The organism is Streptomyces sp. 13-12-16, from assembly GCF_002114215.1.
Classification (GTDB): domain Bacteria; phylum Actinomycetota; class Actinomycetes; order Streptomycetales; family Streptomycetaceae; genus Streptomyces.
Window position 1 is genome coordinate 1 of the sequence record NZ_NCTE01000993.1, and the last position, 14,328, is coordinate 14,328.

Here is a 14,328-nt window from a genome sequence, read left to right on the forward strand (position 1 = left end):
CGCCGCACCGGCCGGGCCGCTGCCGCCCCGGCCGGCGGACCTGCTGCTCGACGGCCTGGCGGCCTGGTTCGCCGGGAGCCACGTCGACGGTGCCGCGCCGCTGCGGTCGGCTCTGTCGGCGTTCCGGCGGGCCACCGGGCACGAGGACGACGACACCGTGCGCTGGCTCTGGCTGACGTGGCTGGTGGCCGGCGAGCTGTGGGACGACGAGACGTGGCACGTGCTGACCACGCGGGCCGTCCGGGTGGCCCGCGAGACCGGCGCGCTCAACTTCCTTCCGCTGGCCCTCTCCTACCGTGCGGCCGTCCACGTGCACGCGGGCGAGTTCGACCAGGCCGCCGAGCTGATCAACGAGTCCGGCAACCTCACCGAGGTGACCGGCAATTCCCCCCTCGGGTACGCCCCGCTCCTGCTCACCGCCTGGCGCGGCGACGACGTCCGGGCGGCGGAGCTGATCCGGACCGGTGTGCGGTCCGCGTCCACCTGGGGCGAGGGCCGGGCGATCGGCCTGGGCCACTATCTGCTCGCGGTGCTCCTCAACGGTCTCGGCCGGTACGAGGAGGCGCTCGTCAGCGCCGAACTGGGTTGCCAGTACGACGACTTGGCGGTCGCCGGATTCACCCTCATGGAACTCGTCGAGGCCGCCGTCCGCGGCGGAGACCCGGAAACGGCCGCGGCGGCCCTGGCCCGGCTGGAGGAGCGGGCCGCCGTGAGCGGCACGGAGTGGGCCCTCGGTGTCCTGGCCAGGTCCCGGGCGCTGCTCAGCGACGGCCGGACCGCCGACCGGCTGTACGGGGAGGCCCTCGGACACCTCGGACGCAGCCGGGTGGCCCTCCACCTCGCCCGCACCCACCTGGTGTACGGCGAGTGGCTCAGCGGTGAGGGCCGGCACGCCGACGCGCGCGCACAGCTGCGCACGGCCTTCGACATGCTGCAGGGTTTCGGAGCCGGCGCCTTCGCGGAGCGCGCGCGCCGCGAACTCCTCGCCCTCGGCGAGTCCGTGCGGAGCCATGAGGCCGACGTGCACGAGATCCTCACCGCGCAGGAGGCCCACATCGCCCGACTGGCCGCCGAGGGCAACACGAACGCGGAGATCGGCGCCGAACTGTTCATCAGCCCACGCACCGTCGAGTGGCATCTGCGCAAGGTGTTCACCAAACTGGGGGTCACGTCGCGCACCGGGCTCGGCGCAGCACTGGGCGACCTCTGACGGCGCTTCCGGCCCCGTGGTGCCACTGAGCGTTCGCATCGTTGCCGTGGTGGGAGCAGACCGGGTGCCCGGGGGTCCCACCGCAAGGCCGCCCGCCGGCGCGCGGTCATCGGGCCGCGAGGCTCTCCAGGGGGACCGCGGGATCGCGCGGGGCCGAGTCGTCCGTCCCGGCCCCGGACCCGACGAGGGCGCGGATCGGACCGATGACGTCCCACGTGTTCACGCTCATCCCGGACGGGCCGCCCCGACGATCACGAACGTGTCCGCGTGCGACATGTGTTCTCCGCCCTGGTCGGTCACACCGGGCGGACCGTGTGACGCCGTCACCCACCGGACCGTCGGGCGGCCCCGGTCGTGACACCGGCGCCGGCCGTCCGGCCCCGCCGGAGAGTCATCGCGAGGACGGCCGGATCGGTGGGCCGGGGCGACGGGGTGAACCCGTGCCGTTCCAGGTCCCGGACGAGCGCGGAGCGCGAGGCCGGCCACATCCAGAAGGTCTCGGTGTGTTCCCGCAGCACCCTGCCGCCCGCCCGGACCCGGTAGTCGACACGGGTGCGGATCCGGTCCCCGACGGCCGACAGCACCATGCGCCCGCCGTACTCGTGCCGGCCGATCCGCCGCTCGGTGAAGACCCGTACGACGTCCTGGGCGGGAAGCCGGGCGGGCGGCAGGTGGAGGAGCAGCGAGCCACCGGGGGAGAGGGCCGTGGCGACCGACGGCCAGAGCGCGCTCCGCGCGGCCGGCGGGAGGCAGGCGACCGTGTTGTGGCAGACGGCCACGTCCGCGACCGCGTGCAGGGCGGCCTCGTCCAGCGGGTGCGGATACACCGTCACCCGTTCCCGCGCGGCCGCCGGCAGCGCGGCGAGACGGGTCGTCAACGAGGTGCGCATGGCACGCGAGGGCTCGACCGCGTGCACGTCGGCCCGGGACTCCGTCACGCTCATCAGCGTGACCCGTCCCGTCCCGGCGCCGACGTCCAGCACGCCCAGCCGGGCCTCGGCGACCGCGGGGCCGTAGAGGCGCCGGACCAGTGGCCCGTCCTCGTCGGCGTGGAGGATGTCGTAGAACTCCGCGGTGACGGTGTAAGGGGCCGGCCGGGGCCGGACGTCCGGTGCGATCGCTGTGACGAGGTGCATGCCCAGCAGGACAGGGCACCGGCCGGTCCTGTGACAGGGGGCGCCCGGCGAGCGCGGGCGCGCACCGGGACGCGGCCGGTCCCGGCTCCCTCTCGGAAACCGGGACCGGACCACGGGGCGGGCGTCCCCACCGCGTCGGCGAGCCGTTCAGTCCTTCGGGCCGAGGCCGTAGCGCGTGCGGGCCCGCGCGACGGCCTCCGGCGGCACCCGCCCGGCGAGGGCCAGGCGGTCCAGGGCGGTCACCACGATCGACTCGGCGTCCACTCCGAAGTGGCGGCGCACGGCTTCACGGGTGTCGGAGAGACCGAAGCCGTCGGTGCCCAGGGAGTAGTAGTCCTGCTCGACCCACTGGCTGATCTGGTCGGGTACCTGCCGCATCCAGTCGCTGACCGCCAGCACCGGGCCCGGCGCACCGGCCAGCACCTGACCGACGTACGGGGTGCGCTCCTCCCCGCGCATGCGGGCGTCGTCGGCGCGCATCGCGTCCCGGCGCAGTTCCGTCCAGGAGGTCACCGACCAGACGTCGGCGTGCACGCCGTGGTCGGAGGCGAGGAGTTCCTGGGCGCGCAGGGCCCAGTGGACGGCCGTACCGGAGGACAGCAACTGGATCCGGGGGCCGGTCGCGGAGGGGTCCGCCGCCCGGTACCGGTAGATGCCCCGGACGATGCCCTCCTCGATGCCGGGCACCGCGGGCATGGGCGGCTGCCGGGTGGGTTCGTTGTAGACGGTGAGGTAGTAGAAGACGTCCTCGGGGTCCTCGCCGTACATCCGGCGCAGGCCGTCGCGGACGATCACCGCGATCTCGTAGGCGAAGGCCGGGTCGTAGCTGATCGCCGCCGGGTTGGTGGCGGCCAGCAGGTGGGAGTGGCCGTCGCCGTGCTGCAGTCCCTCACCGGTCATGGTGGTGCGTCCGGCGGTGCCGCCGACGACGAAGCCGCGGCCCATCTGGTCGCCCAGGGCCCAGAACTGGTCACCGGTGCGCTGGAACCCGAACATGGCGTAGAAGATGTAGAAGGGGATCATCGGCTCGCCGTGGGTGGCGTACGAGGTGGCCGCGGCGGTGAACTCGGCGACGGAACCGGCCTCGGTGATGCCCTCGATGAGGAGCTGTCCGGTGGTGCTCTCCTTGTAGTGCAGGAGTTGGCCGGCGTCGACGGGGTCGTAGTTCTGGCCCTGCGGCGAGTAGATGCCGGCCGTGGGGAACAGCGACTCCATGCCGAAGGTGCGGGCCTCGTCGGGGACGATCGGAACCCAGCGCCGCCCGGTCCCCTCCTCCCGCATCAGGTCCTTGACCAGGCGGACGAGCGCCATGGTGGTGGCCACCTCCTGGCGGCCGAAGCCCTTCTCCAACGCCTCGAAGGGCTTGGCGGGGGGCTGCGGCAGCGGTTTCGCCGTCACCTCGCGTGCCGGGGCCGGCCCGCCGAGCGCGGCCCGCCGCTCGCGCAGGTAGCGCACCTCGGGGGAGTCCTCGCCCGGATGCCAGTACGGGACCTGGTCGCCGGCGAGCGCGCTGTCGGGGATGGGCAGCTCCAGCAGGTCGCGCATCTCGCGGAACTGGGCCGTCGTGAGCTTCTTCATCTGGTGGTTGGCGTTGCGGGACTCGAACGCGGAGCCGAGGGTGTGGCCCTTGACCGTCTGGGCGAGGACGACCGTCGGCGCGCCCCGGTGCTCGACGGCGGCCCGGTAGGCGGCGTGCACCTTCAACGGTTCGTGTCCGCCGCGGGAGTCGGCGAACAGGCCGACGACCTGGGCGTCGCTCAGGCCGTCGGAGAGGGCGGAGAGGGCGTCGCCGGTGAAGAAGTTCCCGCGGATGTAGGCGGCGTCCCGCGCGGCGAGGGTCTGCAGCTGCGCGTCGGGTACGGCACCGAGACGCCGTACCAGGTCGCCGGTGGTGTCCCGCGCCAGCAGGGGGTCCCAGGCCTCGCCCCACAGCGTCTTGACCACGTTCCAGCCGGCACCCCGGAAGCGGGCCTCCAGTTCCTGGACGATCTTCGAGTTGGACCGTACCGGCCCGTCCAGGCGCTGGAGGTTGCAGTTGACGACGAAGGTGAGGTTGTCCAGGCCCTCGCGGGAGGCGAGGGTGAGGGCTGCCATGGACTCCGGCTCGTCCGTCTCCCCGTCGCCGAGGAACGCCCAGACCCGCGAGGCGGAGGTGTCCCTGATGCCGCGGGCGTGCAGATAGCGGTTGAAACGGGCCTGGTAGATGGCGCCCAGGGGGCCGAGCCCCATGGACACGGTGGGGAACTCCCACAGCCACGGCAGCCGCCGGGGGTGGGGGTAGGACGGCAGGCCGTGACCGCCCGTCTCCCGCCGGAAACCGTCGAGCTGCTCCAGGCTCAGGCGTCCTTCGAGGAACACCCGGGCGTAGATGCCGGGGGAGGCGTGTCCCTGGAGGAACAGCTGGTCGCCCGAGCCGTCGCCGTGCTTGCCCCGGAAGAAGTGGTGGAAGCCGATCTCGTAGAGCCAGGCCGCCGAGGCGTACGTCGAGATGTGCCCGCCCAGCCCCGCGGGGGCGCCGCGGGTGACCATCGCCGCCGCGTTCCACCGGTTGAGCGCGGTGATCCTGGACTCCATCTCCAGGTCGCCGTCGAACTCCGGCTGCGCGGCGGCCGGGACGGTGTTGATGTAGTCCGAGGAGAGCAGTCCGGGCAGGGGCGTCCCGGACTCCGCGGCGAACTCGTGCACCCGTCGCACCAGGTAGGCCGCCCGTTCCGGACCGGCGTTCCGCACGACGGCGTCGAGGGAGGCCCGCCATTCGGCGGTCTCCTCACGGTCACGGTCGGGCAACTGGTCGAGCTCACTCATGGGGGCCTTCCTGGCACGGTGTCGGGAGGTGGGGCACGGCCGTGGACCGCCGCCCGGACGGGGTCAGCGCTGCTCGAGCCACTGGGTGAACGTGTGGTGTCCCAGCCGGGCGTCCGGTCCGGGGAGCAGCGTCCGTTCCCGGAGGGGCGCACCGAAGAACGGGGCACCGGGGTCGGCGACGACCGGGCCGGTCCGGCCGTCGGCGGTCAGGAGTTCGGTGACGAAGTCGTCGAGCCGGCGCTCCTCGGGCCCGGCCGCCTCCAGCACGCCGAACAGCGGTACGCCGACGGCGACATGGGCGACGGCGGCGGCGACGTCGTCCAGCGACACCGGCCGCACCGCCAGGGGCGGGACGAACACACCGTCCGGCCGGGTGCCGTCCTCGGCGGCGGCCGCCACGGACTCGAAGAACGGGGTGGCGCGCACCAGGGAGTACGGAACGGCCGACCCGGTCACCAGGGCCTCCTGGTCCGCCTTGGCCCGGAAGTACCCGGACCCGGCCCGGTCGGCGCCCACGACCGACAGCGCGACGTAGTGCCCGGCGCCCGCCGCGGCGGCGGCCTCGAGCAGGTTGCCCGTCGCGGTGGCGAAGAAGTCCCGGCTCGCCTCCGGTTCCCGGGAGGGCGCGTCGGTGACGTCCACGACCACCTCGGCACCGCGCAACGCCCCGCCGAGGCCCTGCCCGGTGCCGAGGTCGACACCGTCCGCGCGGGACACGGGCACGACCCGCGCCCCGTGGTCCCGCAGCCCGGCCACGGTCCTGGAACCGATCCGGCCCGTGGCACCTGCGACGACGATTCTCATGTTGATCCCTTCCGTCCGGGGCCGTGACCCCGCTGGGTGTGGTCGAACGCCGGGTGTCGCCGAAGACGGGGCGGCTACTCCACGAAGTAGGAGTCGTGCTTGTCGAAGAAGGCGGCGCGCTCCTCCTCCGAGGCGTTCCCGAGCCGTGACACCTGCTCGAAGTACTCCTCGCGCGGTGCGCCCGGCGTGAACAGCAGCAGCATGTCGGCCGGGGCGTCCGAGTCGTTGCGGAAGGCGTGCAGTCCGCCCTGCGGCACGTGCAGGAAGTCGCCCTTGCGGGCGTCGGCCCACCGGGCGCCGTCGAACACGCGCACCGTGCCGTCCAGGATGTAGAACGACTCCGAGATGCGCTTGTGGAAATGCGTCCTGGGGCCGCCCGCCCTGGGCCGCATCTCCACCCGGTACAGCCCGAACTCGCCCCGGGTGGTGGCGGTGGTCGCCAGATAGTGGGTGGCGTCCTTCCCGGTACCGCTCTCACCGAGGTCCGGTGGTGTGGCGGCAGGCCGGAAGACGGCACTGACCTCACCGTCCTCTCCCCAGTACTTCAGCTCCGGGTACGGGTACGACATGGCTGGTTCCTTTCCTGGGACGGCCGGTGACGTGCGGCGCCTGTGCGCGGTGCCCGGTGGCGGGCCCGTCAGCCGGACATGCCGGGCTCGTGGCCCCGGCGGGCTGCCGGCCGGTGGCCCCGGTGCGGTTGTACGCGCCGCTGACCGCGATCAGCGGGATCGGCGCGGCGAGGGCGTGGCCGAAGTGGTCGGCACGCGCGTCCGTCGGGACACCTCTCCACCGGGGAACTCGTCACGGTCCACTGACCGGACTCCGGGCCGGTCTGTGACACGGTGTCCGTCAGCGGGTCTGGTCGGTGGGACGGATGAGGATCTCGTTGACGGCGACGTGATCGGGCTGGGTGACCGCGTAGAGGACGGCCGCGGCGATGTCGTCCGGGTCGAGGGTCCGCATCGACTCCGCCATGCTCTTCGCCGCGGCCTGCATGACCGGATCGGTGATGTGGCTGGTCAGCTCGGTCGAGACGAAACCGGGCTCGATGACGACGACCCGCACGCCCTGCTCGGTGACCTCCTGGCGCAGCGCCTCGGAGAAGGCGGTGATGCCGAACTTGGTGGCCGCGTAGGCACCGCTCGCCGCCGAGGAGACGCGCCCCGAGGTCGAGGAGATCTGCACCACCGCCCCCTTGGCCGCGAGGAGGTGGGGCAGGGCCGAGTGCACCGTGTACATCGATCCCAGCAGGTTGGTCTCCACCATCCGCGCCCACTCCGCGGTGTCCGCGCCCAGGATGGCCCCGCTGAGCATGACGCCCGCGTTGTTCACCACGATGTCGAGTGCGCCGAAGCGCTCGACGGTCGCCGTGACGGCGTCCCGCACGGAGCGGGGATCGGTGACGTCCATCTCCAGGACGAGCACCTCGCCCGCGGCCTCCTGGGCCAGCGAGGCCAGCCGGTCGGCTCTGCGGCCGCCGACGGCGACCCGCGCGCCCGCCCCGGACAGGGCGAGGGCCGTCGCCCGTCCTATGCCCGAGGAAGCGCCCGTGACCAGGGCGACCTTGGTGTCGAGAACAGTGCTCATGTCTCCTCCGGGAGGGTTGTCCACAGAAAATGACCGCACGGTCATGTTGTGGAGCGTAACACCGAAGATGACCGTGGGGTCATCTTCGGTGTTACGCTCTGGGGCGTGAGGAGCCGACACGACCAGGAGGCGGCATGACAGGTACGACGCCCGCTCCCGGCTTCCGGGCGGACATGGTCCGCAACCGGCGGCTGCTGCTCACGGCGGCGACCGAGGCCTTCGCCGAGTGCGGGGTCGACGTGTCGATGAGCGAGATCGCTCAGCGCGCCGGCCTGGCCAAGGGCACCGTGTTCCGGCACTTCGCGTCGAAGGACGATCTCCTCGCGGCGATCATGCTGCAACTGCTCGACCGGCTCACCGATCTGGCGGCACGTCTGCTGGAGGCCGACGACGCGGGAGCGGCCCTGCGGGAGTTCATGACCGCGGGCGTCGAGGCGCTCGCCACCGACCAGGCGTTCTGTGAAGTGATCGGGCGCCCCTCGCTCCAGCACGCCGAGGTACGGGACGCGATCGGCCGCCTCGGCGACGTCGTGGAGGACCTCACGGCCCGGGCGAGGGAACAGGGCGCCGTCCGCGCGGACATCACCGGGACGGACGTCATGCTGCTGCTCGGCGGCATCCACCAGACGGCCGCCCCCCTGCTGGAGACGGACCCGCAACTCTGGCGGCGCTACCTGGAACTGGCCCTCGACGGGCTGTGCGACACCGGTGCCCGCACCCTGCCGCACCCGCCGCCCGCCGGACTGCGCCTGCCGGCCCCCTCCGCACCGGACTGATCCGGCACACCGCCGGCGCGGCCGGACCGTGTCACAGCGAAGGGTTCCTCCCGGTCTTCGTGTCAGGAGCCGAGAGGAACAGAGGGCACTGTGCGCGAGATCCTGATCGTGGGTGGTGGTTACGCGGGTTTCTACACCGCGTGGGGCCTGGGGAAGAGACTGCGCCGGGGCGAGGCACGCGTCACCGTGGTCGACCCCCGTCCGTACATGACGTACCAGCCGTTCCTGCCCGAGGTGCTGGCGGGATCGGTCGAGGCCCGGCACGCGGCGGTGTCCCTGCGCAGGCACCTGCGCGGGACCCGGCTGATCGCGGGCGCGGTCACGGAGATCCGCGACAGCGACCGCAGGGTGACGGTACGGCCGGAGACCGGACCGGACTTCGACCTCTCCTACGACGTCCTGGTGGTGACGGCGGGCGCGGTCACCCGCACCTTCCCGATCCCGGGGGTGGGTGAACAGGCCTACGGCCTCAAGCACGTCGAGGAGGCCGTGGCGGTACGGGACCGGCTGCTGACGTCGTTCGACCGCGCCGCGCTCCTGCCCCCCGGGCCCGAACGCCGCAAGCTGCTCACGGTCACCTTCGTCGGCGGCGGCTTCTCCGGCGTGGAGGGCTTCGGAGAGCTGCTGGCCCTGGCGACCGCGCTGCTCGGGAACTACCCGGAGATCCGCGCGGACGAGCTGTCCTTCCACCTGATCGAGGCACGGGGGCGCATCCTCCCCGAGGTCGGCGACGGACCCGGCGAGTGGGTGGTGCGCTCCCTGGAGAAGCGGGGGGCGCGGGTCCACCTGAACACCCGGGTCGTCTCCGCGACGGACGGTCACATCGTGCTGTCCGACGGCGAGGAGTACGAGTCGGACCTGCTCGTGTGGGCGGCGGGCAACGCGTCCAACCCGATCGTGCGCAACCACACCGACCTCCCGGTCGACGAACGAGGACTGCTCGTCGTCCGCGCCGACCTCCGGGTCGGCACCGACACGGACCCGGTGGCGGACGTGTGGGCCGCGGGCGACGACGCCGCCGTACCGGACCTGGCGTCCGGACGGCCGGGCGCGCACACGGTCCCCAACGCCCAGCACGCGGTACGGCAGGGGAAGCTGCTGGCGAGGAACATCCTGGCGGACCTGCGCGGCCGGCCCGCCAAGGACTACGTGCACCACAGCCTGGGCGTGGTGGCCACCCTGGGACTGGGGCACGGCGTCTTCCAGTACCGGCGCCTGGTCGTCAAGGGGCTCCCGGCCTGGCTGATGCACCGCGGCTACCACGTGCTGGCCGTACCGACCTGGGAGCGCAAGGCCCGGGTGCTCGCCGTGTGGGTCACCGCCGCCCTGTTCGGACGCGACATCGTCTCGCTCGCGTCGGTCCAGCACCCGCGGGACGCCTTCGTCTCCAAAGGCGTGCCCCGCCACGGCGAACGGACCGAGGACGCGGTCGCCCGGTGAGCCGGTCCTGACCGCGCCGACGCGGCGGCGGACGCGTGACAACGAAAAGGTGTCACAACGTCTTTCCCGGCCCGGACAGTCCGGTACTGCGAGTACCGTTCCGCTGTGCACGCGCGTCGCGACGGCGGGGCGGTGGAGTGCCGTTCAGGAGGGGACCCGGTATGGACCACGTCGGTGACGCCGCGCCGATCACCGAGCTGCTCGACGAGCGGCGGCATCTGCTGGAGGTCGCCCACTGGATGCTCGGCAGCCGTGTCGCCGCCGAGGGAGCGATCAACGACGCGTACCGGCGGTGGTACGGGCTCTCCGACCCGGAGCGGGCCCGGGTGGCGACGCCCCGGGCCTGGCTGACGCGGACCGTCGGCGGAATCTGCCTGGAACGGCTGGCGGTGCCCGACGGGCCGGCGCCGGGCACCGGCGTACGCGGTGGGCCGGATCCGGAAGGCGAAGCCGGAACGGTCCTGGCCGGAGCCCTCGACTCGCTCTCACCGGCCGAGAGGGCGGCGTTCGTGCTGAACGACGTGTTCGGGATGGCGCCGCCCACGGTCGCGGGCATCGTCGGGCAGTCCGAACCGGAGTGCGCCGAACTGCTGGACCGGGCCCGCCGGAGTCTGCGGGCCCGCCGCGCGGAGCCCGCACCGCCGCACCGGCAGGACGAGATCGCCGACTCGGTGCGACAGGCGTGCGCCGACGAGGACGCGGGCCGGCTGGCGTCGCTGCTGGCCCCCGACGCGACCGTCTTCTACGACGGCGGGGGCAGGATCCGCACGCTGACCCGGCCGGTCAACGGTGGCGCCGAGGTCGCCCGCAGCCTGCTGACCCTGCTCGCCCGCCACCCCCGCACCGCCTTGGACACCCACTCCGTCAACGGACGCACCGGCATCGTCGCCCGCTACGACGACCAGGTCGTCGCCGTCATCACGCTCGACATCGCCGGGTCCCGGGTCGTCCAGGTCTGGGTGATGCTCAACCCCGACAAGCTGCGCGCCTGGAACCGGCCCCGCCCGTGACGCGAAGCGCGTCACACTCCCGCGGTCCGCCCGGTCATATGGATGAGCCGGACTCGCCACCACCGCGAGGACCGCGACGGCGAGGAGGAGAGGATGACGTACGTCATAGCCCAGCCCTGTGTCGACATCAAGGACCGGGCGTGTGTGGCCGAATGCCCGGTGGACTGCATCTACGAGGGCGTCCGCACCCTGTACATCGATCCGTCGGAGTGCGTCGACTGCCACGCCTGCGAGCCCGTCTGCCCCGTCGAGGCCATCTTCCCCGAGGACGAACTCCCGCGGCACTGGGCACACTACGCGTCGGTCAACGCCGAGTACTTCGAGCCGGCCGCCCCCGGGCCCCGCGCCCCGGGTGGCGACCACCCCCTGATCGCCGCGCTGCCCGCGCAGAGTCCCGCCAAGAAGGAGATCTCCGTCTTCGCCGTCGGCAAGGAGGCGGCCGCCGACGCCGACCTGTGGTTCCCCTCGTGACCTCGAAAGCCGTGACCTCAGGGGGTGGCGAGCGCAATGGTCGTGGGTGTGCCCCGCCACGCCATCCGCGCGTAGGGACACAGGGAACCGGCCTTCTCCACCAGGGGGGTGGCGACCTCCGCGTCGGCACCGGGCCACGTCACCACCAGATCGACGCGCAGCAGATAACCCCCGTCCTCCGGGTCCCGCCCGAAACCCACGGTCGCCGCGACCGAGATGACGTCCGGGTCGAGGGCCTCCTGCCGCGCCACCAGGCTCAGCGCCCCGTGGAAGCACGCTGCGAAACCGGCGGCGAACAACTGCTCGGGGTTGGTGCCCCGGCCGTCACCGCCCAGCTCGGCGGGCATGCGCAGGTCGAGGTCCAGGACGCCGTCGGCCGAACGCGCCCGCCCGGAGGCCCGCCCGTGCGCGGCCGCACCACCGTCGACGGTCACCGTCGTGGTGTAGATGGGCGAGAAGGAGTCCCCGTCGAAGTCCTTCTCGGTCGACAGGGTGGGCAACTGGATCCGCTCGGTCACGGCATGACTCCGATGTTGTGAAGACGCTTGCACCTGCGGACACAGGGTCCGGGCTACAGGATGACCGGTGAGTCACCTTGTCCGTGACGCCTACCCGTCACGGACCGCGAGGAACACCTGACGGCCGGTCAGCTCCCGAGGGACGCGACGTAGGCGGACAGTTTGTCCGGGTTCATCACCCACAGGATCCGGTCGATGCCCGCGGCGGACACGTCGACGGACAGCAGGGCCACCGTCTTCCCGCCGGACGAGACGAGCACCGCCGGGCGGCCGTTCGCCTCGACCCGGCGAGTGTCCGCCGGCGGCCAGAAGCGCGGCGCGAAGGCCGCGAGGTACCGGGACACGCGCTCCCGTCCGACGACCGGGATCCTGGACGCGCCACGGATCCCGCCCCCGTCCGAGTAGCTGACGACATCCGCGGTCAGCACCTCCTCCAGCGCCGAGAGGTCGCCCGTCCGCGCCGCGGAGAGGAACACCTCCAGCAGGCGCCGGTGGGCCGCCGGACCGACCCGCTCCCGGCGCTCGGCGGCCAGGTGCTTGCGTGCCCGGCTCACGAGCTGACGGGCGTTGGCCTCGTTGCTCTCCAGCACCTCGGCGATCCGCCCGTAGGGGTAGTCGAAGGCCTGCCGCAGCACGTAGGCGGCCCGCTCCCCGGGGCTCAGCTTCTCCAGGAGCAGCAGTACCGCCAGTTCGAGGGCCTCGGCCCGCTCCGCGCCCAGCTGCGGATCGTGCCTGGTGTCGACCGGCTCCGGGAGCCACGGACCGACGTATGTCTCCCGGCGCACGCGTGCCGACCGGGCCAGGTTGATCGCCAGCCGGGTGGCCGCCGTGGTGAGGAAGGCGGCCGGTTCGCGCACGGTCGTCCGGTCGGTGTTCTGCCACCGCAACCAGGTCTCCTGCACCACGTCCTCGGCCTCCGCGGTGCTGCCCAGGATGCGGTACGCGATGCCGAAGAGCTGCGGACGCGCGGAGAGGAAGTCCTTCGTCGCTTGGGCGAGGGTGTCGCGAGGGGCACCGGCGGGCATGGAACGGTCCCTTCTGAACGGATCACCGGCCATGCTACAAGTGGCACACCGATTCATCTCCGGCGGATACACCGTGGCACGAACGGTGTCACGGGGCGGACGGTTCGCCGTGTCCCGCGAGCCACCGCCTCCGGGCGAGCCGACGGATCCGTGACGTCCGGGCCTGTCACAGGCGGCTCTCCCGCCCGGTCAGTAGGACGCCAGCCACAGGTCCTGTGCACCACGATCGTCGAACGAAGGATGTCACGTGACTGCCACCACCACCGACCGGGGATTCTCCGGTCACGTCGCCGTCGTCACCGGTGCGGGCTCCGGCATCGGCCGGGCCACCGCCGTGGCCTTCGCCGAGGCCGGAGCGCATGTGCTCGGAGTCGGCCGCCGTGCGCAACCGCTGAAGGAGACCGCCGCGGCCCACGACAACATCGCCGTCCTGGCCGTCGACGTCTGCGCCGACGGGGCGCCCGCCGAGATCGTCTCGCACGCCGTACGGCAGTGGGGCCGCCTCGATCACCTGATCAACAACGCCGGTGCCACCGCGGTCATGCCGCTGGCGGAGACCGAGAAGCAGGTCGTCCTCGACCTCCTGGCGCTCAACGTCGTCGCTCCGAGCCTGTTGGCCCGTGAAGCCCTGCCGCACCTGCGCCGCACCTCGGGCACGATCATCAACCTTTCCAGCACCTATGGCCACCGCCCGATGGCGGGTGGCGCCCACTACTCGGCGACCAAGGCGGCCATCGAACAGATGACGCGGAGCTGGGCCCTCGAACTCGCCGGTGAGGGGGTCCGTGTCAACTCCGTCGCCCCGGGCCCCACGCGCACGGACGTCATGCTCCACGCCGGTCTCACCCCGGAGGCGGCCAACGACATGTACGCCTACGAGCGCGAGCGCATCCCCACGCACCACATCGCCTCCGCCGAAGAGATGGCGCACTGGATCCTGCGCCTGGCCGAACCCGCCGGACGCCACGCGACCGGCCAGGTGATCACCGTCGACGGCGGACTGGAACTCATCTGACGCACCCGCCTGTGACGCCCCGGCCCGCCGCCGGCGCCCCGGTCACGCGGGACCCGAGCGGACGGGACGGCTCCATGCCGGGCGATCAGTCGATACGGACCGGGTCGCCTGAACCACAACATTGGTTCCGTGCATCAGAGAGTGTCACAGTGCGGTAGTCTCGCCGAAGTGCCCCGGACGCCTGCCGATCCCCCGCGAGCCGCCGTCCGGGGCCTCCTTCTTGCCCGGTACGCGACATACGGTGTGACAGCACCTGACCGGACTCGACGTCGAGCCTGGGACCTGCCCGGTTTCGGTTCCACCAAGGAGGAGTACGTCGACCGGCTCGTCCAGCGGCCGGAGCGGGCCGGCGAGCCGGTGGACCCGCGAGTTCGGCCGCAGGCTCGGCGCCTCCCTGCGCGCCCCCGACGCGATCGAGCCGGACTGCAACCACCGGCCCGTGCTGCAGCGGCCCGCGGAGGTGGCCGGGATCCTGCTGAGGCACTGGAGCGCGCGATGGGACGCGGGCCCGCGGGCGGCGTGCGTCGCACG

The 14,328-nt window shown here is 72.7% G+C and carries 13 protein-coding genes and 1 pseudogene; 6 read left to right on the forward strand and 8 right to left on the reverse strand.

What is annotated here, in order from left to right:
* Nucleotides 1-1,210: helix-turn-helix transcriptional regulator (locus B7767_RS33785; RefSeq protein ID WP_218775836.1), on the forward strand; the 1,210-nt coding region annotated here is incomplete at its 5' end.
* A gap of 106 nt (nt 1,211-1,316) precedes the next feature.
* Here the strand turns inward: B7767_RS33785 and B7767_RS47480 are convergent.
* The 6 genes from B7767_RS47480 to B7767_RS33815 all read right to left on the reverse strand — a co-directional run bounded on the left by B7767_RS47480 (nt 1,317) and on the right by B7767_RS33815 (nt 7,542).
* A complete protein-coding gene (locus B7767_RS47480) occupies nt 1,317-1,439 on the reverse strand; it encodes a hypothetical protein (RefSeq protein WP_256923663.1) in 123 nt (40 codons plus the stop codon).
* A 94-nt stretch (nt 1,440-1,533) separates the two neighbouring features.
* Nucleotides 1,534-2,346 (reverse strand): class I SAM-dependent methyltransferase, encoded by an 813-nt coding sequence (locus B7767_RS33795; protein ID WP_085575434.1) that lies wholly within the window; start codon nt 2,344-2,346, stop codon nt 1,534-1,536.
* A gap of 147 nt (nt 2,347-2,493) precedes the next feature.
* Entirely contained in the window at nt 2,494-5,151 is a 2,658-nt protein-coding gene (aceE, locus tag B7767_RS33800) for a pyruvate dehydrogenase (acetyl-transferring), homodimeric type (RefSeq protein ID WP_085575435.1), read from the reverse strand.
* Between the two features lie 63 nt (nt 5,152-5,214).
* Nucleotides 5,215-5,955 carry an SDR family oxidoreductase gene (locus tag B7767_RS33805; protein WP_085575436.1) on the reverse strand — a complete coding sequence of 247 codons (741 nt, stop codon included), beginning with the start codon at nt 5,953-5,955 and terminating at the stop codon, nt 5,215-5,217.
* 74 nt (nt 5,956-6,029) lie between these two features.
* Complete coding sequence (locus B7767_RS33810; protein ID WP_085575437.1) at nt 6,030-6,524, reverse strand: cupin domain-containing protein; 495 nt, start codon at nt 6,522-6,524, stop codon at nt 6,030-6,032.
* A gap of 280 nt (nt 6,525-6,804) precedes the next feature.
* Nucleotides 6,805-7,542, reverse strand: coding sequence for an SDR family NAD(P)-dependent oxidoreductase (locus B7767_RS33815; protein WP_085575438.1), 738 nt, complete (start codon nt 7,540-7,542; stop codon nt 6,805-6,807).
* A 134-nt stretch (nt 7,543-7,676) separates the two neighbouring features.
* On the opposite strand from B7767_RS33815, the gene B7767_RS33820 reads away from it, so the two are divergent.
* From B7767_RS33820 to fdxA, 4 genes and pseudogenes are all read left to right on the forward strand, one after another.
* Complete coding sequence (locus B7767_RS33820; RefSeq protein ID WP_085575439.1) at nt 7,677-8,318, forward strand: TetR/AcrR family transcriptional regulator; 642 nt, start codon at nt 7,677-7,679, stop codon at nt 8,316-8,318.
* 90 nt (nt 8,319-8,408) lie between these two features.
* The gene (locus B7767_RS33825; protein WP_085575440.1) at nt 8,409-9,758 is read left to right on the forward strand and encodes an NAD(P)/FAD-dependent oxidoreductase; all 1,350 of its coding nucleotides are present in this window, start codon (nt 8,409-8,411) and stop codon (nt 9,756-9,758) included.
* A 161-nt stretch (nt 9,759-9,919) separates the two neighbouring features.
* A complete protein-coding gene (locus B7767_RS33830) occupies nt 9,920-10,768 on the forward strand; it encodes an RNA polymerase subunit sigma (RefSeq protein WP_085575441.1) in 849 nt (282 codons plus the stop codon).
* Between the two features lie 93 nt (nt 10,769-10,861).
* A pseudogene (gene fdxA / locus B7767_RS33835) lies at nt 10,862-11,161 on the forward strand (ferredoxin); the annotation flags it as partial.
* Between the two features lie 95 nt (nt 11,162-11,256).
* On the opposite strand, the gene B7767_RS33840 reads toward fdxA, so the two are convergent.
* Entirely contained in the window at nt 11,257-11,757 is a 501-nt protein-coding gene (locus B7767_RS33840; protein WP_085575443.1) for an Ohr family peroxiredoxin, read from the reverse strand.
* Between the two features lie 128 nt (nt 11,758-11,885).
* Nucleotides 11,886-12,782: an RNA polymerase sigma-70 factor gene (locus B7767_RS33845; RefSeq protein WP_085575444.1), complete on the reverse strand. Its 897-nt coding sequence runs from the start codon at nt 12,780-12,782 to the stop codon at nt 11,886-11,888.
* A 247-nt stretch (nt 12,783-13,029) separates the two neighbouring features.
* On the opposite strand from B7767_RS33845, the gene B7767_RS33850 reads away from it, so the two are divergent.
* Entirely contained in the window at nt 13,030-13,797 is a 768-nt protein-coding gene (locus B7767_RS33850) for an SDR family NAD(P)-dependent oxidoreductase (RefSeq protein ID WP_085575445.1), read from the forward strand.
* Nucleotides 13,798-14,328: the final 531 nt, after the last annotated feature.

What these genes read in the sequence shown, in the direction of transcription:
- B7767_RS47480 (WP_256923663.1), bottom strand. Translation starts at nt 1,439, where the DNA reads ATGAGCGTGAACACGTGGGACGTCATCGGTCCGATCCGCGCCCTCGTC.
- B7767_RS33795 (WP_085575434.1), bottom strand. Translation starts at nt 2,346, where the DNA reads ATGCACCTCGTCACAGCGATCGCACCGGACGTCCGGCCCCGGCCGGCC.
- aceE (WP_085575435.1), bottom strand. Translation starts at nt 5,151, where the DNA reads ATGAGTGAGCTCGACCAGTTGCCCGACCGTGACCGTGAGGAGACCGCC.
- B7767_RS33805 (WP_085575436.1), bottom strand. Translation starts at nt 5,955, where the DNA reads ATGAGAATCGTCGTCGCAGGTGCCACGGGCCGGATCGGTTCCAGGACC.
- B7767_RS33810 (WP_085575437.1), bottom strand. Translation starts at nt 6,524, where the DNA reads ATGTCGTACCCGTACCCGGAGCTGAAGTACTGGGGAGAGGACGGTGAG.
- B7767_RS33815 (WP_085575438.1), bottom strand. Translation starts at nt 7,542, where the DNA reads ATGAGCACTGTTCTCGACACCAAGGTCGCCCTGGTCACGGGCGCTTCC.
- B7767_RS33820 (WP_085575439.1), top strand. Translation starts at nt 7,677, where the DNA reads ATGACAGGTACGACGCCCGCTCCCGGCTTCCGGGCGGACATGGTCCGC.
- B7767_RS33830 (WP_085575441.1), top strand. Translation starts at nt 9,920, where the DNA reads ATGGACCACGTCGGTGACGCCGCGCCGATCACCGAGCTGCTCGACGAG.
- B7767_RS33845 (WP_085575444.1), bottom strand. Translation starts at nt 12,782, where the DNA reads ATGCCCGCCGGTGCCCCTCGCGACACCCTCGCCCAAGCGACGAAGGAC.